This window comes from Paracidovorax valerianellae (genome assembly GCF_900102625.1).
Taxonomy (GTDB): Bacteria; Pseudomonadota; Gammaproteobacteria; order Burkholderiales; family Burkholderiaceae_C; genus Paracidovorax; species Paracidovorax valerianellae.
In genome coordinates this window covers 115,513-135,286 of sequence record NZ_FMZC01000008.1, presented here as the reverse complement: position 1 = coordinate 135,286, position 19,774 = coordinate 115,513, and the positions used below count along the sequence as shown (strand labels likewise).

21 protein-coding genes are annotated in these 19,774 nt (G+C 66.2%); 10 read left to right on the top strand and 11 right to left on the bottom strand.

Annotated features, from left to right (window positions below):
* Positions 1 to 32: 32 nt before the first annotated feature.
* The 4 genes from BLT03_RS24860 to pyrG are packed head-to-tail and all read right to left on the bottom strand — an operon-like array spanning position 33 to position 3,740.
* Positions 33 to 839, bottom strand: coding sequence for a hypothetical protein (locus BLT03_RS24860; protein ID WP_245711391.1), 807 nt, complete (start codon positions 837 to 839; stop codon positions 33 to 35).
* A gap of 26 nt (positions 840 to 865) precedes the next feature.
* The gene (locus BLT03_RS13965) at positions 866 to 1,156 is read right to left on the bottom strand and encodes a DUF1330 domain-containing protein (protein ID WP_092744373.1); all 291 of its coding nucleotides are present in this window, start codon (positions 1,154 to 1,156) and stop codon (positions 866 to 868) included.
* 3 nt (positions 1,157 to 1,159) lie between these two features.
* Positions 1,160 to 2,017 carry a 3-deoxy-8-phosphooctulonate synthase gene (kdsA, locus tag BLT03_RS13960; RefSeq protein ID WP_092744372.1) on the bottom strand — a complete coding sequence of 286 codons (858 nt, stop codon included), beginning with the start codon at positions 2,015 to 2,017 and terminating at the stop codon, positions 1,160 to 1,162.
* A gap of 52 nt (positions 2,018 to 2,069) precedes the next feature.
* Positions 2,070 to 3,740, bottom strand: a complete 1,671-nt coding sequence (gene pyrG / locus BLT03_RS13955; RefSeq protein ID WP_092744371.1) for a CTP synthase — start codon at positions 3,738 to 3,740, stop codon at positions 2,070 to 2,072.
* Positions 3,741 to 3,841: 101 nt separating this feature from the next.
* Between pyrG and coaBC the strand changes: the two genes are divergently transcribed.
* The 4 genes from coaBC (at position 3,842) to BLT03_RS13940 (ending at position 6,513) form a co-directional block, all read left to right on the top strand.
* Positions 3,842 to 5,062 (top strand): bifunctional phosphopantothenoylcysteine decarboxylase/phosphopantothenate--cysteine ligase CoaBC, encoded by a 1,221-nt coding sequence (gene coaBC / locus BLT03_RS13950; RefSeq protein WP_092744453.1) that lies wholly within the window; start codon positions 3,842 to 3,844, stop codon positions 5,060 to 5,062.
* 25 nt (positions 5,063 to 5,087) lie between these two features.
* The gene (locus BLT03_RS23970) at positions 5,088 to 5,381 is read left to right on the top strand and encodes a hypothetical protein (RefSeq protein WP_139160398.1); all 294 of its coding nucleotides are present in this window, start codon (positions 5,088 to 5,090) and stop codon (positions 5,379 to 5,381) included.
* Positions 5,382 to 5,390: 9 nt separating this feature from the next.
* Entirely contained in the window at positions 5,391 to 5,837 is a 447-nt protein-coding gene (gene dut / locus BLT03_RS13945) for a dUTP diphosphatase (protein WP_092744370.1), read from the top strand.
* 172 nt (positions 5,838 to 6,009) lie between these two features.
* Positions 6,010 to 6,513 carry an outer membrane lipoprotein gene (locus BLT03_RS13940; RefSeq protein ID WP_092744369.1) on the top strand — a complete coding sequence of 168 codons (504 nt, stop codon included), beginning with the start codon at positions 6,010 to 6,012 and terminating at the stop codon, positions 6,511 to 6,513.
* A 98-nt stretch (positions 6,514 to 6,611) separates the two neighbouring features.
* Here the strand turns inward: BLT03_RS13940 and BLT03_RS13935 are convergent, their stop codons facing one another.
* Positions 6,612 to 7,136 carry an FKBP-type peptidyl-prolyl cis-trans isomerase gene (locus BLT03_RS13935; protein WP_092744368.1) on the bottom strand — a complete coding sequence of 175 codons (525 nt, stop codon included), beginning with the start codon at positions 7,134 to 7,136 and terminating at the stop codon, positions 6,612 to 6,614.
* Positions 7,137 to 7,188: 52 nt separating this feature from the next.
* Here BLT03_RS13935 and BLT03_RS13930 point away from each other — a divergent pair, with 52 nt between their 5' ends.
* The 3 genes from BLT03_RS13930 (at position 7,189) to BLT03_RS13920 (ending at position 9,352) form a co-directional block, all read left to right on the top strand.
* The gene (locus BLT03_RS13930) at positions 7,189 to 8,322 is read left to right on the top strand and encodes a cupin domain-containing protein (RefSeq protein ID WP_092744367.1); all 1,134 of its coding nucleotides are present in this window, start codon (positions 7,189 to 7,191) and stop codon (positions 8,320 to 8,322) included.
* A gap of 37 nt (positions 8,323 to 8,359) precedes the next feature.
* Entirely contained in the window at positions 8,360 to 8,878 is a 519-nt protein-coding gene (locus tag BLT03_RS13925) for a hypothetical protein (protein WP_092744366.1), read from the top strand.
* 198 nt (positions 8,879 to 9,076) lie between these two features.
* A complete protein-coding gene (locus BLT03_RS13920) occupies positions 9,077 to 9,352 on the top strand; it encodes a hypothetical protein (RefSeq protein ID WP_092744365.1) in 276 nt (91 codons plus the stop codon).
* Between the two features lie 163 nt (positions 9,353 to 9,515).
* Here the strand turns inward: BLT03_RS13920 and BLT03_RS13915 are convergent, their stop codons facing one another.
* The 6 genes from BLT03_RS13915 to BLT03_RS13890 all read right to left on the bottom strand — a co-directional run bounded on the left by BLT03_RS13915 (position 9,516) and on the right by BLT03_RS13890 (position 14,421).
* The gene (locus tag BLT03_RS13915) at positions 9,516 to 10,295 is read right to left on the bottom strand and encodes an MBL fold metallo-hydrolase (RefSeq protein ID WP_092744364.1); all 780 of its coding nucleotides are present in this window, start codon (positions 10,293 to 10,295) and stop codon (positions 9,516 to 9,518) included.
* Positions 10,296 to 10,314: 19 nt separating this feature from the next.
* The gene (gene bamC, locus BLT03_RS13910) at positions 10,315 to 11,403 is read right to left on the bottom strand and encodes an NlpB/DapX family lipoprotein (protein ID WP_092744452.1); all 1,089 of its coding nucleotides are present in this window, start codon (positions 11,401 to 11,403) and stop codon (positions 10,315 to 10,317) included.
* A 52-nt stretch (positions 11,404 to 11,455) separates the two neighbouring features.
* Positions 11,456 to 12,349 carry a 4-hydroxy-tetrahydrodipicolinate synthase gene (gene dapA / locus BLT03_RS13905; RefSeq protein ID WP_092744363.1) on the bottom strand — a complete coding sequence of 298 codons (894 nt, stop codon included), beginning with the start codon at positions 12,347 to 12,349 and terminating at the stop codon, positions 11,456 to 11,458.
* A 35-nt stretch (positions 12,350 to 12,384) separates the two neighbouring features.
* A complete protein-coding gene (locus tag BLT03_RS13900) occupies positions 12,385 to 12,951 on the bottom strand; it encodes a class I SAM-dependent methyltransferase (protein WP_092744362.1) in 567 nt (188 codons plus the stop codon).
* 67 nt (positions 12,952 to 13,018) lie between these two features.
* On the bottom strand, positions 13,019 to 13,195 hold the full coding sequence (locus tag BLT03_RS24495) for a hypothetical protein (protein ID WP_175537754.1): 177 nt from the start codon (positions 13,193 to 13,195) through the stop codon (positions 13,019 to 13,021).
* 11 nt (positions 13,196 to 13,206) lie between these two features.
* A complete protein-coding gene (locus tag BLT03_RS13890) occupies positions 13,207 to 14,421 on the bottom strand; it encodes an MFS transporter (RefSeq protein WP_092744360.1) in 1,215 nt (404 codons plus the stop codon).
* Positions 14,422 to 14,557: 136 nt separating this feature from the next.
* Between BLT03_RS13890 and BLT03_RS13885 the strand changes: the two genes are divergently transcribed.
* From BLT03_RS13885 to parC, 3 genes are read left to right on the top strand one after another with little or no spacing between them, the layout of a single operon-like run.
* Positions 14,558 to 16,540 carry a DNA topoisomerase IV subunit B gene (locus BLT03_RS13885; RefSeq protein WP_092744359.1) on the top strand — a complete coding sequence of 661 codons (1,983 nt, stop codon included), beginning with the start codon at positions 14,558 to 14,560 and terminating at the stop codon, positions 16,538 to 16,540.
* A gap of 60 nt (positions 16,541 to 16,600) precedes the next feature.
* Positions 16,601 to 17,398 (top strand): lytic transglycosylase domain-containing protein, encoded by a 798-nt coding sequence (locus BLT03_RS13880; protein ID WP_245711390.1) that lies wholly within the window; start codon positions 16,601 to 16,603, stop codon positions 17,396 to 17,398.
* 17 nt (positions 17,399 to 17,415) lie between these two features.
* Positions 17,416 to 19,773: a DNA topoisomerase IV subunit A gene (gene parC / locus BLT03_RS13875; protein WP_092744358.1), complete on the top strand. Its 2,358-nt coding sequence runs from the start codon at positions 17,416 to 17,418 to the stop codon at positions 19,771 to 19,773.
* The last annotated feature ends 1 nt before the right edge of the window (position 19,774 follow it).

Sequence of the window (19,774 nt, the reverse complement as noted above, 5' to 3'; positions counted from 1 at the left end):
CCAATGACAATGCTCTACTGGTCCCGAAAGGCTTATTCGGCAGAGATTTCATAATCTTTGGTGGTGACCGCACGGGTGACGAGAGGGCAGTAACCGAACTGGTGCTGGAGCTGCCACCAAGCGGTAATCCCGACCGAAGCCTTCGACGCCAAGATGGAATCCGAAGCCGCGCCGTATTCTTTCAAATCATCATCATCATCCAAACCAAAAATATCGTAGAACACGAAGTTGAGGGTCAGCCAATATTTCTTTGCAGTGCTGTCATGGTGGTAGTGGGTGGCGATGACATAGACGTACTGCACGCCATTGATCATCAAGCCCAGTCCGTTATCGAAATCTCTGGTCGAAAAAACTTTGCTTCCCAAGTTCAAGGCAGGAACGCCCAGACTGGTCGGCATATAAAGTTCCTTGATGTTCCATTGCGCACTTTTCAGCAGTTGATGAATGCGTGCTTGTCCTGTGGTTCTGTTGGGTGAGTTAGGGGCCGAAACGACCGCATTGCAGAATGAATTGATATTAGGATGGTTGCTCACCGCAGTGTTGAGCCGCTCGTCATCGAAATACTCCACTGCGGTCCTGCGCGTGTTCAAGAATTCATCAAACAGGCGTTTCGCCATACCCGTTTTATCGCCCGCAGCAAAGATGCCGAGCAATTTCAGCATTTTCGGTGCGAGTTCACTGGTGTCGCTTCCTACGCTTTGCCCCCTCGGTGCGCGAAAGCGGCAGCCAGACGTGATGTCTTGACCATACCGAGGAGGGCTCATCGCAGGAATGTAGGTGGTGTCCGGAAAGGCGTGCTGCGGCGTGAGGTAGTTGTCTTGGGCGATGGCGACCACCATGGGCGGATGCAGCGCGACCTTCAATTTCAGACGCCTTCGACGCACACCATGCGCATGACGGCCGCGCCTTCGCGGGCCGCCTTGGCCTTTTGGTACTCGGGCGTGTCGTAGAAGGCGCGGGCCGCCTCGAAGCTCGGGAACTTGAGCAGGACGGTGCGGCCGGGGTTCCAGTCACCTTCGAGCACCTCGACCTTGCCGCCGCGAATGCAGACCTCGGCGCCATGCACCTGCATGGCGTGGGTGCTCCACTTCTTGTACTCCTCGTACTGCTCGGGGTTGGTGACGGTGACGGATGCGATGACGTAACCACTGCTCATGTCTCAAGCTCCAAAGTTGTTTTCGAGGAATCCGTTGCGCTTGGTGACGGTGTCCAGTGCGACCAGCGTTTCCAGCAGCGCTTTCATGTGCTTCAGCGGCACGGCGTTGGGACCGTCCGACAGTGCCTTGGCCGGGTCCGGATGGGTTTCCATGAAGAGGCCCGCCACACCGACCGCAACGGCGGCGCGTGCCAGCACCGGCACCATTTCGCGCTGGCCGCCGCTGCTCGTGCCCTGACCGCCGGGCAACTGCACCGAATGGGTGGCGTCGAACACGACCGGCGCCCCGGTCTCGCGCATGATGGCCAGACCGCGCATGTCGGAGACGAGGTTGTTGTAGCCGAAGCTTGCACCGCGCTCGCAGGCCATGAAACTGTCTTCGGGCAAGCCGGCCTCCTGTGCGGCGGCGCGGGCCTTGTCGATCACGTTCTTCATGTCGTGCGGCGCGAGGAACTGGCCCTTCTTGATGTTCACCGGCTTGCCCGACTGCGCCACGGCACGGATGAAATCGGTCTGGCGGCACAGGAATGCAGGGGTCTGCAGCACGTCGACCACCTTGGCGGCTTCGGTGATGTCGTCTTCGGTGTGCACGTCGGTCAGCACCGGAACGCCCAGGTCGCGCCGGATCTTGGCCAGGATCTCCAGGCCCTTCTCGCGGCCGGGACCGCGAAAGCTGGTGCCCGACGAGCGGTTGGCCTTGTCGAAGCTGCTCTTGAAGATGAACGGAATGCCGAGGGCCGCTGCCGTTTCCTTGAGCTGGCCGGCCACGTCCATCTGCAGTTGCTCGGACTCGATCACGCAGGGGCCCGCGATGAGGAAGAAGCGGTGTTCCAGGCCGACGTCGAAGCCGCAGAGTTTCATGGCTGGTCTTTCTACTTTTCTTTGCTGTCGTTGCTGCAGGTCGGGCCGTCGGTTACGCCGCGGCCAGGGCCGGCTGGTGGCGCTTTTGGTGCTCGACAGCCGCCTTGATGAAGGCGTTGAAGAGCGGATGGCCGTCCCACGGGGTCGATTTGAACTCGGGGTGGAACTGCACGCCGATGTACCAGGGGTGCACGCTCTTGGGCAGCTCGACGATCTCGGTGAGCTGCTCGCGCTGCGTGAGCGCCGAGATCACCAGGCCCGCCTTGCGCAGCTGTTCCAGGTAGTTCACGTTGGCTTCGTACCGGTGGCGGTGGCGTTCGGTGACGATGTTGCCGTAGATCTCGTGCGCCAGTGTGCCGGCTGCCACGTCGGAACTTTGCGCGCCCAGGCGCATAGTGCCGCCCAGGTCGGAGTTCTCGTCGCGGGTCTTGATGGTGCCGTCGGCGTCCTTCCACTCGGTGATCAGGGCGATCACGGGGTGGGGCGTTGCGGGCTCGAACTCGGTGCTGTTGGCGTTCTTCAAACCGGCCACGTGGCGCGCGTATTCGATGGTGGCGACCTGCATGCCGAGGCAGATGCCCAGGTACGGAACCTGGTGCTCGCGGGCGTAGCGGGCCGTGCTGATCTTGCCCTCGACGCCACGCGCGCCGAAGCCGCCAGGCACCAGGATCGCGTCGTACTTGGCGAGCTTCTCGGGCGCATCGGCGGCGCCGATGGTTTCGGAATCGATGTGCTCGATCTTCACGCGCACATGGTTCTTCATGCCGGCGTGGCGCAGCGCTTCGTTCACCGACTTGTAGCTGTCGGACAGATCGACGTACTTGCCCACCATCGCGATGGTGACCTCGCCCTGCGGGTGCTCGGTTTCGTAGACGAGCTGGTCCCAGCGCTTGAGGGTGGTGGGCGGCGTGTTCAGGCGCAGCTTGTCGCAGATCAGGCCGTCCAGACCCTGCTCGTGCAACATGCGCGGCACCTTGTAGATCGTGTCCACGTCCCACATGCTGATCACGCCCCACTCGGGCACGTTGGTGAACAGCGAAATCTTTCCGCGCTCTTCTTCAGGAATGCGGCGGTCGGCGCGGCACAGCAGGGCATCGGGCTGAATACCGATCTTGCGCAGTTCCTGCACGGTGTGCTGCGTGGGCTTGGTCTTCAGCTCGCCCGCTGCTGCGATCCACGGCAGGTAGGTCAGGTGCACGAATGCGGCGTTGTTGGGGCCTAGCTTCAGGCTCAACTGGCGCACGGCTTCGAGGAAGGGCAGGGATTCGATGTCCCCCACCGTACCGCCGATCTCGACGATGGCGACATCCACCGCGTCGCCCGTGCCCACGCCGGCGCCGCGCTTGATGTATTCCTGGATCTCGTTGGTGACGTGCGGGATGACCTGCACCGTCTTGCCGAGGTAATCACCGCGGCGTTCCTTCTCCAGCACGGACTGGTAGATGCGGCCCGTGGTGAAGTTGTTGGTCTTCTTCATGCGCGTTTCGATGAAACGCTCATAGTGGCCAAGATCGAGGTCGGTTTCGGCGCCGTCGTCGGTGACGAAGACCTCGCCGTGCTGGAACGGGGACATGGTGCCCGGGTCCACGTTGATGTACGGGTCGAGCTTGATGAGGGTGACTTTGAGGCCCCGCGATTCGAGGATCGCGGCAAGGGAGGCTGAGGCGATTCCCTTGCCCAGGGAAGACACCACACCGCCGGTGACGAAGACAAATTTGGTCATGTCTTTTTAGGTGGTGGGAAATTGGGATTATAGAGGCCGGCCATCAAGGCCCTTGCCGGCGCTTTGCAAGCCCGCAGGCCCCGTCTGCTAAATTGCGCGCCATGAACGAGCTTGCCGGCAAACACATTCTCCTGGGACTCTCCGGCGGCATCGCCTGCTACAAATCGGCCGAATTCGCCCGCCTGCTCATCAAGGCCGGCGCCACCGTGCAGGTGGTGATGACCGAAGCGGCCGCGCAGTTCATGACCCCCGTCACGATGCAGGCGCTGACCGGGCGCACGGTGTACCACTCGCAATGGGATGCGCGCGAGCCCAACAACATGCCGCACATCAACCTGGGCCGCGAGGCGGACGCCATCGTCATCGCGCCGTGCAGCGCGGATTTCATCGCGCGCCTGGCGCAGGGGCGCTCGGACGAACTGCTGAGCCTCACCTGCCTGGCGCGACCCATTGACCGGGTGCCGCTGCTGCTGGCACCCGCCATGAACCGCGAGATGTGGGCGCACCCGGCCACGCAGCGCAACCTGGCGCAGGTCGCGCGCGACGGTGCCGTCGTGCTGGCCGTAGGCAATGGCGACCAAGCCTGTGGCGAAACGGGCGACGGCCGCATGTTGGAGCCGGCGGAGCTGCTGGAAGAATTGATCGCCTTTTTTGCACCCAAGGTCCTGGCAGGCCAGCACGTGCTGGTGACGGCCGGGCCCACGTTCGAGGCCATCGACCCCGTACGCGGCATCACCAACCTGTCGAGCGGGAAGATGGGCTTTTCCATCGCCCGGGCCGCCCGCGAAGCCGGGGCGCAGGTCACGCTGGTGGCAGGGCCGGTGCATTTGCCCACGCCGCGCGGCGTGCGCCGCTTGAATGTGCAATCTGCGCAGGATATGCGCGATGCCGTGGTGGGCAATGCTTCTGATGCTACTGTTTTCGTAGCAACTGCCGCCGTGGCCGACTGGCGTCCTGCACAGGCCGCCAACCACAAAATCAAGAAAGATGGTTCCGGCCAGGTGCCGACGCTCGCCTTCGTCGAAAACCCCGACATCCTCGCCCAGGTGGCGCAGTCCGAGCGTGCGCGCTCGGGGCAGCTGTTCTGCGTCGGCTTCGCTGCCGAAAGCGAAGACCTGCTGCGCCATGCCAGCGCCAAGCGCGAACGCAAGGGCGTGCCGCTGCTGGTCGGCAACATCGGTCCGGCCACCTTCGGGCAGGACGACAACGCGCTGCTGCTGGTGGATGCGCAGGGCCATCGCGAATTGCCGCGGGCTTCCAAGCGCGACCTCGCCAAGCAACTGGTGGCCGAGATCGCCCAGCGCATCGCTGGCGCGGCCTGATTTTTTACACCATCGGCCATTGCCCGTGCAGCATCCACTCCGGCCCGAATGGGACACACCGCCCGACGGTGATTTCGCGAGCTATGTCGAGCGCCTCGTTCAGTTGCAGCAGCCTGCACGGCCAACCGCGCCTGGAGTGCGACCCGACTTGTTCGGTGACCGATCGGCGCCAGCAGGCGTCGGCGCGACGAGGAAGTCCCGCACCCGCAACGCCACGCCGACCACGGGAGCCGGCTGGACCACGCTGCTCCAAACCCTGCTGGAAGCGCTGCGCCATGCAGCGCGCCAGCCTTCTCTTCCCCGTCCCCCCAAGAAATGAACTTAGCTTGTGAAGATCGACGTCAAGATTCTCGACCCCCGCATGGCAGAGCAACTGCCTTCCTACGCCACCCCGGGCAGCGCCGGACTCGACCTGCGGGCCTGCCTACCGGAGCCGCTCACCCTGGAACCCAATGCCTGGCAACTGGTGCCAACCGGCATTGCGGTCTACCTGAAAGACCCGGGATACGCTGCATTGATCCTTCCGCGCTCGGGCCTCGGGCACAAGCACGGCATCGTGCTGGGCAATCTGGTGGGGCTGATCGACAGCGACTACCAGGGGCAGCTCATGGTCAGCGCTTGGAACCGCAGCAGCACCGCCTTCACCCTCCAACCCATGGAGCGGCTGGCCCAATTGGTCATCGTGCCGGTGGTGCAGGCGCAGTTCAACGTGGTCAGCGACTTCCCGGCCACGCAGCGCGGCGAAGGCGGCTACGGCTCGACCGGTCAATCCTGATCCGGATCGCCATTTCACGGATGTTTGTAGTCCGGCGCCGACACGGCCGCCGGTCATTGTCTTGCTTGCCTGGCCGCGATTGCCCGGCGGGTCCCGGGGCGGGCTGCATGGTGCAATCCGCTTCACGTCAAAGGCTTCCACAGCCTGCGCATCGCTCTGAAGGAGAACTCTTATGTCCCGTTTCATCCGCTCCGCCACCCTGGCTGGTTCCGTCGCCCTGGTGACCTTGCTCTCCGCCTGCGCTCAGCAGCCGCGCTATTCCAACAACTACCCTGCTCAACCCCAGCCGGGCTATTCCTCCTACCCTGCCGCACAGAACCAAAACCAGAACGGTACCGAGTTCGGCGTGGTCTCCAACATCGAAACGCTGCAAGGCCGCAAGGGCACCAGCGGCGCTGGTGCCGTGCTGGGGGCCGTGGTCGGCGGCGTTCTGGGCAACCAGGTGGGCAAGGGCAGCGGCCGTGCCGCAGCGACCGTGCTGGGCGCCGTGGGCGGCGGTGTCGTGGGCAACCAGGTCGAAGGCCGCACCGGCAATAACGATGGACAGGTCGAGGGCTATCGCCTGACGATCCAGTTGGATCAGGGCGGTCAGCGCGTATATGACGTGAGCACGCCGGGCGATCTGCGCACGGGTGACCGTGTCCGCCTGTATGGCGGCCAGATCTCCCGCATCTGACCCCCGGACTTTTTTCGCCCCACGCGCATTGGCGCCGGGCGGACCATGCAAAACGGGCCCTCGGGGCCCGTTTTGCATGGTGAATTGGCTGCGTCGGTTCAGTGGAGGGTGGGACTGTCGGCCGAAGGCGGCTGGATGCGGAAGAAACCGGTCCCGGCCGAGCCGCGGCCAATCTCTTCTTCGGTGGCCTCGCGCACGCTCTGCACGGTGAGGTGCAGGCGCAGCGCGATGCCGGCCAGCGGATGGTTGCCGTCGAGCACGATGTGCTCGGGATAGATCTGCGCCACCGTGTAGAGCACGTCGCGGGGTGCTGCCGGGTTGGTGCCCTCTGGCAGCGCGCTGCCCTCGACCGTCATTCCTTCCTCCAGGTCGGCCGGGAACAGGTTTCGCGGCTCCAGGAACAGCAGCGTGTCCTGGTAGTCGCCGAAGGCTTCTTCCGGTTCCAGGTGCAGCGACAGCGAGGTGCCTGCGGCGTGGCCCTGCAGGGCCTCCTCGATTCGGGTGAGCAGATCGTCGCCACCGACGAGAAACTCGACCGGCTCATCGAGCACGTCCAGCTCCTCACCCAGAGTGTCTTTCAAGATCCAGGTCAAAGCGACCACACATTGTTGGTTGATTTCCATAGGAGAATTGTCGCAGTTCGACCCTCAGCCGCACACACGGCGTATTTTCCCCATGGATGTTCAACAACCTCTGGCGCTGCTGGGCGGCCTCACGCCGGCGCAATTCATGCGCCGACACTGGCAGAAAAAGCCCTTGCTGGTCCGCCAGGCCGTCCCCGCATTCGCCCCGCCCGTGGGCCGCGCCGAACTGTTCGCGCTGGCCGCGCAAGAAAGCGTCGAATCGCGCCTCGTGCAATTGAAGGCGGGTGCGTGGAAGCTGAGGCACGGCCCGTTCGCGCGCCGCTCACTGCCCCCGCTTACCACGCGCGAGTGGACGCTGCTAGTGCAAGGCGTTGACTTGCACGACGATGCGGTGCATGCGTTGCTGGATCAGTTCAGCTTCGTGCCGCGCGCTCGGCTGGACGATCTCATGATCAGCTACGCGTCCGATGGCGGTGGCGTCGGGCCGCATTTCGACAGCTACGACGTGTTCCTGCTTCAGGCCCATGGACGCCGCCGCTGGCGCATCGGACGGCAGAAGGACCTCACGCTGCGCGAAGGCATTTCGCTCAAGGTGCTGGCGGAGCTCGAGCCCGAGCAGGAGTTCGTGCTCGAACCCGGCGACATGCTGTACCTCCCGCCGCGCTATGCGCACGACGGCGTCGCCGAGGGCGAATGCATGACGTATTCCATTGGTTTCCGGGCGCCCGCCCGTGCAGGCATTGCGCAGGAATTGCTGTCGCGGCTGGCTGACGATGCCGCTGACGACGAGGGCACGCCGCATTTGTATCGCGACCCATCGCAGCCAGCCTTGGCGCAGCCCGGCGAGATTCCGCAGGCGCTGCAGGCTTTTGCCCGCGATGCACTGGAACGCGCTTTGTCCGAGCCGCTGGCGCTGGAGCGCGCACTGGGCGAAAGTCTGACCGAGCCCAAGCCCAACGTGTGGTTCGAGCCTGGTCGTGCGGGCGGCATGCTCGAAGGCGTTCAACTGGATCGACGCACGCGCATGTTGTACGACGCGCGCCATGTGTTCATCAACGGCGACAGCTACCTGGCCGCCGGCCGCGATGCCACTTTGATGCGCCGCCTGGCAGATGAGCGCTTGCTGCACCGCCGCGACCTGGCGCGAGCCAGCGACGATGCGCTCGAACTGCTGTCTTCCTGGTGCGAAACCGGCTGGGCGCACGCCTGGACTGCACCGGAGTGAACCCGAAAAGCCTCTGAGAAGGATCGAAGGAGTTCCCATGACCGACGAATCCCCCCGTGCCGAGTCCGCAGCGGCGCTGCCCACCGGGCGGTTCAATGGCCGAAACGACTTTCGGCAATGGGTGCGCGACGGGCTGGCTCGTGCCGCCAGGGAAGGATGGAGCGAGATCGTGCTGAGCGACTTCGATTTTCACGACTGGCCGCTGGGCGAACGCGAAGTGGTTGCGTCTCTGCAGGCCTGGGCCCGGCGTGGCCGGCGCCTCACGCTGCTGGCGGGTACGTACGACGAGATGGTGCGGCGCCATGCGCGGTTCGTGCAGTGGCGGGGCGTGTGGGATCACGTGATCGAATGCCGGCGTGCACCATCTGCCGACCGGCTGGAGTTGCCCAGCGTGCTCTGGTCCGATGCGTGGGTCCTTCAGCGGCTCGACCCCGAGCGCTGCGCCGGCGTGGCAGGCCGTGAGCCGGAGCGCCGCCTGCTGGCGCGCGAAGCCCTCAATGAGTGGCTGCTGCGCAAGAGTTCGCCCGGGTTTCCAGCCACCACGCTCGGCCTTTGAAGAGCAAGGTGTCGCAATGGTTTACCTTAGGGAAACAAAACGTCACGTCAGTGTTAGTCTGTATTGACTGAATCTCCCTATAATTTGCGGTTGAGGTAAAAAAGGCGCCCTGAGCGCCAAGCACCGCCAGGGAGCACGCTGCAAGAGGGCGCCAATGGCGGCAATTCAAGATCCGTCTGTCCAATAGGAAAAACTGAAATGAAGAACTCTCTCGTTCTGGCTGCCCTGGTCGCCTCCGTCGCTCTCGCCGCTTGTGGCAAGAAGGAAGAAGCTGCCGCTCCTGCACCCGCTCCCGCTCCTGTGGAAGCCCCGGCACCAGCACCCGCTCCTATGCCCGCACCTGCCGCTTCCGATGCAGCTGCCTCGTCGATGTCGGCTCCCGCTTCCGACGCAGCCTCCGCTCCTGCAGGCGACGCCGCCAAGGCTGCTGCCGACGCAGCTGCCGCAGCCGCTGCCGCTTCGACCGCCAAGTAATTGCAGCCACCGGTCTTCGGCACCTTGGGTGACTGAAGACCCGGCAAAAGCCCCGTACCACCAGGTCGGGGCTTTTTTGTTTCTGGGGTGTCTTTGTTCTTGCGCCGGCCTGCGGTCTGTGAGGCGGCGTTCTTGCGCGGGGCTTTGCGCTGCGCGGGGCGCCTCAGTGGCAGGCGATCCAGTCGGACCCGGTGACCGGGCTGGCCACATCCACCTGCGACAGCTCCCATCCCAGGGCGGTGGCCAGCGCAGCCTGGGCGAGTTCGGGGCGGTTGTTCTGGGCGCTCAGGTGCGCCGCGACCACACGGCTCAGGCCGGTGTGCTGCATGGCCCGCAGGATGTCGGCCGCCACGGTGTTCGCCAGATGGCCGTAGAGGCCGCCGATGCGGCGTTTCAAGAAGGCCGGATAGCTGGAGCCGGCCAGCAGTTCCGGGTCGTGGTTGGATTCGAGCAGCAGGGCGTGGCAGCCTTCCAGGTGGGCCAGCACATGGTCCGTCGCGTGGCCCAGGTCGGTGAGCAGGCCGATGTGCGTTTCGCCATCGCTGCAGCGCAGCTGGAGCGGCTCACGGGCATCGTGCGGCACGGTGAAGGGCAGGGCCTCGAATGCGCCCATGTCGATGGGCACGCCGTCCTGGGCGATGTTCAGCAGGCCGTCCAGCAGGGGCGCGCCGATGGCGGCATGCGTGCCATGGCTCATCCAGACGGGAATGCGGTGCCGTAGCGCCAGTTTTTCCATGCAGCCCACGTGGTCCGAATGCTCGTGGGTGATGAAGAGGGCATCGAGGTCATCGATCGAAAGGCCGGCTGCGCCCAGGCGCACTGCCAGCTGCCGTGGGCCCAGTCCGCAGTCGATGAGCAGGCGCCGCACCTGCGTGCCGCTGCGCCCCTCAACGACGGTGGCGTTGCCCGTACTGCCGCTGCCCAGGTTCTTGAAACGCAGCACGCAGCCCCGGGCCCCCGTATTACTTCAGGTCGTCCGTCAGCACGCGGACGATGCGCTCGGCGTTGGCCGAGGTTTCCGGCGTGCCGGCGGCGTTCAACACCGAGACGGTGCTCTTGTTCTCGACGCTGCGCACCACGACGCGGTACTTGACGGGCGCTGCGGCATCCGAAGAGCGGCCCAGCAGCTTGCCGAAGAAACCGGGGTCTTTCTTCTCGGTGGGCTCGGCGTAGCGCACGAAGTACACGCCTTGCGCGCGGTCGCGGTCTTCCACGGTGAAGCCGGTGCGGTCGAGCGCCAGGCCGACACGGCGCCAGGCGCGGTCGAAGTTCTCGTCCATCTCGACCACGGGCACGTTGCCCTGGCGCGCCATGCGGGCCGTGGGCACTTGCTGCGCCGGTGCGGCGGCGATGGCACGGGATTGTTCCTGGCTCACGCCCAGCTTGACCATCAGGCGGCGCAGGAATTCGGTTTCCAGTTCAGGATCGACCGGGCGGGGTTGCCACACGGTGCTTTCCTTCTGTGCGGAGGTATAGACCTCGACCATGCCGCGGTGGCTGATGAAGATCTCGGTGCTGCCGTTGGGGCCGCGCTCCAGGCGGGTGCGGAACTTGTCGCGCTCGCCGGTGGAGTAGACCGAGTCGAACATCTTGCCGATGGTGGAACGGATGATGTCCTGGGGCAGCTTGGCGCGGTTTTCGGCCCAGTCGGTTTCCATGATGCCGAGGTTGGCCTGGTCCTGCACCAGCACGAAGCCGTTCTCGGTCCAAAAGTCGCGCACCGGGTCCCACAGGGCGTCGGCGGGGCGGGTCACGACCAGCCAGCGCTGGTTGCCGTCGCGCTCGATGCGCACGTCGCCGATGGTGCGGGTGGCCGCGTTGACGGAGCCCACGGGCTTTTGCGACTGGCCGGCCTCGAAGGCCGCTGCCGACACCACGCCGCCGGGCACCGCATAGCGCGAATCGCGCGAGATCTGGTTCAGGTCGGGGGGCACTTCGAGCGTCGCCCCCTTGGTGGCGCTCTTGTAGTCGATCTTGTCGTTTTCCAGGACGGAGCAGGCAGACAGGGCCATGGCAAGGCCCAGCAGGCCCAGGCGGTTGATAGCGTTCACGCGGAAATCCTCTTTGATGTCTGGGGGGAGCGGTGCGGGCAATGCGGCAGGGTCACAGCAAGCCGCCGGCGCGAAGGGCGGCTTCCACCACCGCTTCGTTGCCCTGGCTCAGCGGGGTCATGGGCAGGCGCATCGCGCCGCCGCAACGGCCCAGGCGGTGCATCGCCCACTTCACCGGAATCGGGTTGGCTTCGACGAACAGTTGCTTGTGGATGGGCATGAGCTTGAACTGGATTTCCATGGCACGGCGCACGTCGCCGGCCAGGGCGGCCACGCACAGTTCGTGCATGAGGCGCGGCGCCACGTTGGCGGTCACGCTGATGTTGCCCTGGCCGCCGCAGAGCATGAGCGCCACGGCGGTCGGGTCGTCGCCCGAATAGACGGCGAAGCCCTTGGGCACGTCGCGGATCAGCCATTGCGCCCGCTCGATGTTGCCGGTGGCTTCCTTGATGCCGATGATGCCGGGCACCTGGGCCAGGCGCAGCACGGTGTCGTGCAGCATATCGGCCACCGAGCGGCCGGGCACGTTGTACAGCACGATGGGCAGGTCGCCCACGGCTTCGGCGATGGCCTTAAAGTGCTGGTACTGGCCCTCTTGCGTGGGCTTGTTGTAGTAGGGGACGACCTGCAGCTGCGTGTCGGCGCCGACGGTCTTGGCGAAGCGGGCCAGTTCGATGGCCTCGGCCGTGGAGTTGGCGCCGCAGCCGGCCATGATGGGCACGCGCTTGGCCGACTGTTCGACGGCCACGCGGATGATCTCGCAGTGTTCTTCGACGTTCACCGTGGGCGACTCGCCGGTGGTGCCCACCACGCCGATGCAGTCGGTGCCCTCGGCGATGTGCCAGTCGATCAGTTGGCGCAGGGTGGGGTAGTCCACGCTGCCGTCCTCGTGCATGGGAGTGACGAGGGCGACGATGCTGCCGGTGAGAGAGCTGGGAAGGGTCATGTCCGCGGTGGAAAACGGGTAAAGGCGCATTCTAACTAGAGCGGCGGTGCCAGCCTGTGTCGCCCTGGCGCAGCCCCCTGTGGGAGGCGGACGGCGGCGATGCGCTGAACGAACCGCTCGGGCGCATCGAGGAAGCCATCTTCATAGGCCACCGTGCACAGACCCGTACAGGCCTGCAGCAGTTCCCCGGGGCGCAGCAGAAAGTCGGGCCGCGACGGGCGGCCGACGGTTTCGTTGCCGGCGGCGAACGTCTCGTACAGCAGCACGCCGCCCGGCGCCACGCTGGCGATCAGCGTGGGCATCAACGGGCGCCACAGGTAACGGGTGACGACGACGGCATCGAAAGTGCGGCCGGCGAACGGCCACGGCCCGGCCTCGATGTCGGCGCAGACCACTTCGCCCAGATCATGGAGCGGCGCGATGGCCTCGCGGTCCCGGTCCACGCCCGCCACGGGGTGGCCGCGGCCGTGGAACCAGCGCAGATGGCGGCCCGTGCCGCAGGCCACGTCCAGCACGCTCCCGCCCGGCGCGACGAGGTGGGCCCAGCGCCGGACCCATTCGGATGGTGCCGAGGGCGGCTCGATGGCGTGTGAAGGCGTCATGCTATTGAATTAATAGCAATACTCCCTAGGGGAATATGCGCTGGAGGCCGTTTTGATGCAAGGGCTTTCAGAAGCACGCCCACATCTGGTCGGCCATCATCACCACGAAGTCCGGCTCGGCGTACAGCAGGAAGACGGTGCCCAGCAGCACGGCGCCCGCGGCGGCCCAGACCCAGGCGCGCCGCCGGGCGCCGGCCGACCGGCGCGGCGCGCTGTGGGCGGGGCCGGGCGGGGTGGTGCGCATCTCGTGTCCGTTCATGCGGGTTGTGGCGCCCGGTGGATGGGGCCTTCCTTCACCGGCAGATTCACCAGCCCGGCGAGCACGCCCAGGCCGATCGACAGGTACCAGACCACGTCGTAGCTGCCGGTGGTGTCATACAGATAGCCACCCAGCCACACGCCCAGGAAGCTGCCGATCTGGTGGCTGAAGAACACGAACCCGCCCAGCATGGACAGGTGCTGCACGCCGAAGATCTGCGCGACCGTGGCGTTGGTGGGCGGCACGGTGGAGAGCCAGAGCGCGCCCATCACGGCCGAGAACACGTACACCGACATGGGCGTCAGCGGCACCAGCAGGAAGATGGTGATCACCACGGCGCGCGCGAAGTAGATGAAGGCGAGGATGTAGCGCTTGGGGTTGCGCTGGCCCAGCGTGCCGGCGATGTAGGTGCCGAACACGTTGAACAGCCCGATCAGCGCGAGCGCGTAGCTGGCGACCTGCGGCGACATGCCGTGGTCCTTGAGGTAGCTGGGCATGTGCACGCCGATGAAAACTACCTGGAAGCCGCACACGAAGTAGCCCGCGGTCAGCATCAGAAAGCTTGGGTAGCGCAGGGCCTCGCCCATCGCCTGGACCACCGTCTGCGAGCGCTGGCCGGCCGCGCGGCCCTGAAAGCCCGGTTCGCGCAGGCCGAACGCCAGCGGCACGATCAGCAGCACGAAGGCGGAGAGCACCAGCAGCGCTTCCTGCCAGCCCAGCCGCACGATGAGCTGGCCTTCGACCGGCACCATCAGGAACTGCCCGAACGAGCCGGCCGCTGCCGCCACGCCCATGGCCCACGATCGCTTCTCCGGTGCGATCTGCCGGCCCAGCACGCCGTAGATCACCGCGTAGGTGGTGCCCGCCTGCGCCGCGCCGATCAGCACGCCCGCCGTCAGCGCGAAGAGCGTCGGCGTGGGCGACAGGGCCATGCCTACCAGTCCCAGGCCGTACAGCACGGCCCCGCCGATGAGCACGCGGAAGGCGCCGAACCGGTCGGCCGCCATGCCCGCGAAAATCCCGAAGCAGCCCCAGGCGAGGTTCTGGATGGCGATGGCCAACGCGAACGACTGGCGGGTCCAGCCCATGTCCTGCGTGATGGGCTGCAGCCACAGCCCGAAGCCGTGGCGGATGCCCATCGACAGCGTGACGATGGCGGCGCCGCACATCAGAACCTGGGCCATGGACAGTTTTTTGGGGTCTTGCTGCATCCGGCAAATGTAGCCAAACCGAGAAGATCGCGCCTCTGCCGCCACGGTGCATTCCGCAGAAAGATTCCCCGGGTCTTCCATAGGAACTGGGTTTGCATACAGCCCGCCAGGCCCTGCGGCACTACAATCCGCCCCCATGGCAGCCAAACCCTCCTCCACTCCACCCAGCGAATATTCCGAAGGTTCGATCCGCGTCCTCAAGGGACTGGAGCCTGTCAAGCAGCGTCCGGGCATGTACACCCGCACCGACAACCCGCTGCACATCATTCAGGAAGTGCTGGACAACGCGGCCGACGAAGCCCTGGCCGGCCATGGCAAGAAGATCAAGGTCACGCTGCATGCCGACGGCTCGGTGAGCGTGGAAGACGACGGCCGCGGCATTCCGTTCGGCCTGCACCCCGAAGAGAAGGCGCCGGTGATCGAACTGGTCTTCACGCGGCTGCACGCGGGCGGCAAGTTCGACAAGGGCTCGGGCGGCGCCTACAGCTTCTCGGGCGGGCTGCACGGCGTGGGCGTGTCGGTGACCAATGCGCTGGCGCTGCGGCTGGAGGCCAGCACCCACCGCGAAGGCAAGGTTGCCCGCCTGGTGTTCGAAGGCGGCGACGTGACCGAGCCGCTGGTCGCCCGGCCGCTGGCCGCCGGCGAGCGCAAGCAGGGCACCACCGTGCGCGTGTGGCCCGACGGTAAATACTTCGAGGCGACCGCGCTGCCCATGGCCGAGCTCACGCACCTGCTGCGCAGCAAGGCGGTGCTGATGCCTGGCGTGTCCGTCTCGCTGGTGAACGAAAAGACGCGCGAGACGCAGACCTGGCAGTACAAGGGCGGCCTGCGCGACTACCTGGGCCAGACCCTGAACGGCGACCCCGTGATTCCGCTCTTCGAGGGCGAAGGCTTTGCCGACCGGCACAACGAGAGCTTTGCCGAAGGCGAGGGCGCGTCCTGGTGCGTGGCCTTCACCGAAGACGGCCACCCGGTGCGCGAGAGCTACGTCAACCTGATTCCCACCAGCGCGGGCGGCACGCACGAAAGCGGCCTGCGCGACGGCCTGTTCAATGCGGTGAAGAGCTTCATCGAACTGCACTCGCTGTTACCGAAGGGCGTGAAGCTGCTGCCCGAAGACGTCTTCGCCCGCGCCAGCTACGTGCTGTCGGCCAAGGTGCTCGACCCGCAGTTCCAGGGCCAGATCAAGGAACGCCTGAATTCACGCGATGCCGTGCGGCTGGTGAGCGGCTTCGTGCGCCCCGCGCTCGAGCTGTGGCTGAACCAGCACGTCGATTACGGCAAGAAGCTGGCCGAGCTGGCCATCAAGGCGGCGCAGACGCGCCAGAAGGCCGGCCAGAAGGTCGAAAAGCGCAAGGGCTCGGGCGTGGCCGTGCTGCCCGGCAAGCTCACCGACTGCGAGAGCCGCGACCTGGCCCACAACGAGGTGTTTCTGGTCGAGGGCGATTCAGCCGGCGGCAGCGCCAAGATGGGCCGCGACAAGGAAAGCCAGGCCATCCTGCCGCTGCGCGGGAAGGTGCTCAACACCTGGGAAGTGGACCGCGACCGGCTCTTCGGCAACACCGAAATCCACGACATCTCGGTCGCCATCGGCGTGGACCCGCACGGCCCCAACGACTCGCCCGACCTCTCAGGCCTGCGCTACGGCAAGGTCTGCATCCTGTCGGACGCCGACGTGGACGGCTCGCACATCCAGGTGCTGCTGCTCACGCTGTTCTTCCGGCATTTTCCGAAGCTCATCGAGACGGGCCACATCTACGTGGCGCGCCCGCCGCTGTTCCGCGTGGACGTGCCCGCACGCGGCAAGAAGCCGGCCTCCAAGATGTACGCGCTGGACGACGGCGAACTGGTCGCCATCCTGGACAAATGCGCCAAGGACGGCGTGGCGCGCGAAAAATGCCAGATCAGCCGCTTCAAGGGCCTGGGCGAGATGAACGCCGAGCAGCTGTGGGAGACCACGCTCAACCCCGACACGCGCCGCCTGCTGCCCGTGCAACTGGGCGACATGGATTTCGCCGCCACCGAAGGCCTCATCACCAAGCTGATGGGCAAGGGCGAAGCGGCCGCGCGTCGCGAACTGATGGAACTGCACGGCGATGCCGTGGAAGTGGACATCTGAACCATGGCCATGGCGTGGTCTGACCGGCCCCGGCGTTTGAGCCTTTTTGGCCTCTGGCGCATGATTGGCGCCGGTGTGCTGCTATTGTTTTTGCAGCAAGCTGCCCGCGCCGATCTGTGGGCCTATGTGGATGAGCGCGGCGTGACCCACTTCGCGGCCGAGCAGGTGGACGAGCGCTACGGGCTGTTCTTTCGCGGCAACGATTTCGACTCCACCCGCGACGGCCCGTCGGTCGCGCCCGGCGGCGCGCAGCCGGCCACGCCCTCGGGCGCACGGCTGCTGGCGTTCTTCGACATCTCGCCCGACTACAAGCGCGTCAAGCACCACCTGCGCGCCTCGGCCAGCCAGAACGGCGTGGACTACGAACTGCTGCAGGCGCTGATCGCCACCGAATCCGGCTTCGACGCGCGCGCCGTTTCTCCGAAGGGCGCGGTGGGGCTGATGCAGCTCATGCCGGCCACCGCCTCCCGCTTCGGCGTGTCGGGCGAAGCGCGCCGGTCGGTCGAGCAAAAGCTCACCGAGCCGGCCATCAACGTATCGGCCGGCACGCGCTACCTGCGGCACCTGCTGGACCTGTTCGATGGCCGCACCGACCTGGCGCTGGCCGCCTACAACGCGGGCGAAGGCGCGGTGCAGCGCGCGGGCAATCGCATTCCGGCCTACCGCGAAACGCAGAACTACGTGAAGAGCGTGCTGGGCCTGTATGCCCAGCTCAAGCCCCCGGCGCCGCTGCTGGCCCACCGCGCCGTGCCGGGCCGCGTGCGCATGGAGCTGGGCGCCGGCTCCGACGACACCAATCCCTCCAGCGCTGCGTCCGGCCTGCCGGCCCGCAACGTCGGCGCCCCGCGCGCCCCTTGACTTTCCCGATCCCCCGAATGAGCGACCAAACCCCTCTCGATCTTTCTTCGCCCGAAACGGGCGACAACCTGGGCCTGGCCGGCTACGCCCAGCGTGCGTACCTGGAATACGCGCTGTCCGTCGTCAAGGGCCGCGCGCTGCCCGACGTGTGCGATGGCCTCAAGCCCGTGCAGCGCCGCATTCTCTATTCCATGGACCGCATGGGCCTGGGGTATTCGGGCCCGACGCGCAACGTGGCGGCCAAGCCGGTCAAGAGCGCCCGCGTGGTGGGCGACGTGCTGGGCCGGTTCCACCCGCACGGCGACCAGTCTGCCTACGACGCGCTGGTGCGCCTGGCGCAGGACTTCAACCAGCGCTACCCGCTGATCGACGGCCAGGGCAACTTCGGCAGCCGCGACGGCGACGGCGCGGCGGCCATGCGCTACACCGAAGCACGGCTGTCGCGCATCACCAGCCTGCTGCTGGACGAGATCGACGAGGGCACGGTCGATTTCATGCCCAACTACGACGGCAGCACGCAGGAACCCCGCCAGCTGCCCGCCCGCCTGCCGTTCGCGCTGCTGAATGGCGCCAGCGGCATCGCCGTGGGCCTGGCCACCGAAATCCCGAGCCACAACCTGCGCGAGATCGCCGATGCCTGCGTGGCGCTGATCAAGACGCCGCAGATGTCCGAGGCCGACCTGATGGCCATCGTGCCCGGGCCCGACTACCCCGGCGGCGGCCAGATCATCAGCACGGCGGGCGACATCGCCGACGCATACCGCACGGGGCGCGGCAGCTTGAAGGTGCGCGCGCGCTGGAAGATCGAAGACCTCGCGCGCGGCCAGTGGCAGCTCATCGTCACCGAACTGCCGCCCGGTGTCAGCACGCAGAAGGTGCTGGAGGAGATCGAAGAGATCACCAACCCCAAGGTCAAGGCCGGCAAGAAGGCCCTGTCGCAAGACCAGGTGCAGCTCAAGGCCAGCGTGCTGGGCGTGCTCGATGCCGTGCGCGACGAGTCGAGCAAGGACGCGCCGGTGCGCCTGGTGTTCGAGCCCAAGACCGGCAAGGTGCCGCAGCAGGAGCTGATCACCACCTTGCTAGCGCACACGAGCCTGGAGACGTCCTCTCCCATCAACCTGACCATGGTGGGCGGCGACGGCAAGCCCATGCAGAAGTCGCTGCGCAAGATGCTGGAGGAATGGATCGCCTTCCGCCAGGGCACGATCACGCGGCGCTCGCAGCACCGCCTGTCCAAGGTGCTGGACCGCATCCACATCCTGGAAGGGCGGCAGATCGTGCTGCTCAACATCGACGAGGTGATCGCCATCATCCGTGCGAGCGACGAGCCCAAGGCGGCGCTGATCGCGCGCTTCGCGCTGTCGGACCGGCAGGCCGAAGACATCCTGGAAATCCGCCTGCGCCAATTGGCGCGGCTGGAAGCCATCAAGATCGAGCAGGAACTGAAGGAACTGCGCATCGAGCAGGGCAAGCTGGAAGACATCCTGGGCAACCCGGGCTCGCTGCGCCGGCTGATGATCAAGGAGATCGAGGCCGACGCCAAGACCTTCGCCGATGCGCGCCGCACGCTCATCCAGGCCGAGAAGAAAGCCATCGCCGAAGTGCGCGTGGTGGACGAGCCCGTCACCGTGGTCGTCTCGCAAAAGGGCTGGGTGCGCGCACGCAGCGGGCACGGGCACGGGCATGAGGCGGGCAGCTTCGCCTTCAAGGCGGGCGACGGCCTGTATGCCACCTTCGAATGCCGCACGGTGGACACGCTGCTGGCCTTCGGCAGCAACGGCCGGGTGTATTCGGTGGCGGTGTCGGTGCTGCCGGGCGCGCGGGGCGACGGCCAGCCGGTCACCACGCTGATCGAACTGGAGTCGGGCACGCAACTGCTGCACTACTTCGCCGGGCCGGCCACCGCCACGCTGCTGCTGGCGGGATCGGGGGGCTATGGCTTCCTGGCGTCCGTTGAGAATATGACGGCGCGCCAGCGGGGCGGCAAGGCTTTCCTGTCGCTGGGCGAGGGCGAGACGGTGTGTCGCCCCTCTCACGCCTGGGGCACCAGCGGCGCGCAACTGCTGCCGGCGGCCACGCACGTGGCCTGCGCTTCGGCGGGCGGGCGCATCCTCACCTTCGAGATCGGCGAACTCAAGACCATGACCAATGGCGGGCGCGGCCTGATGCTGATCGACCTGGAGCCGAAGGACACTCTGGCGGGTGCCGTGGCGTACACACGCAGCATTCGCCTGGAAGGCCTGGGGCGTGGCGGCAAGGAGCGCGAAGAAACGCTGGAGATCCGCTCGCTGAACAACGCCCGCTCGCCACGCGGGCGCAAGGGCAAGGCGGCGGACCTGGGCTTCAAGCCGGCAGCGTTGTTCCGGGTCGAGTAAC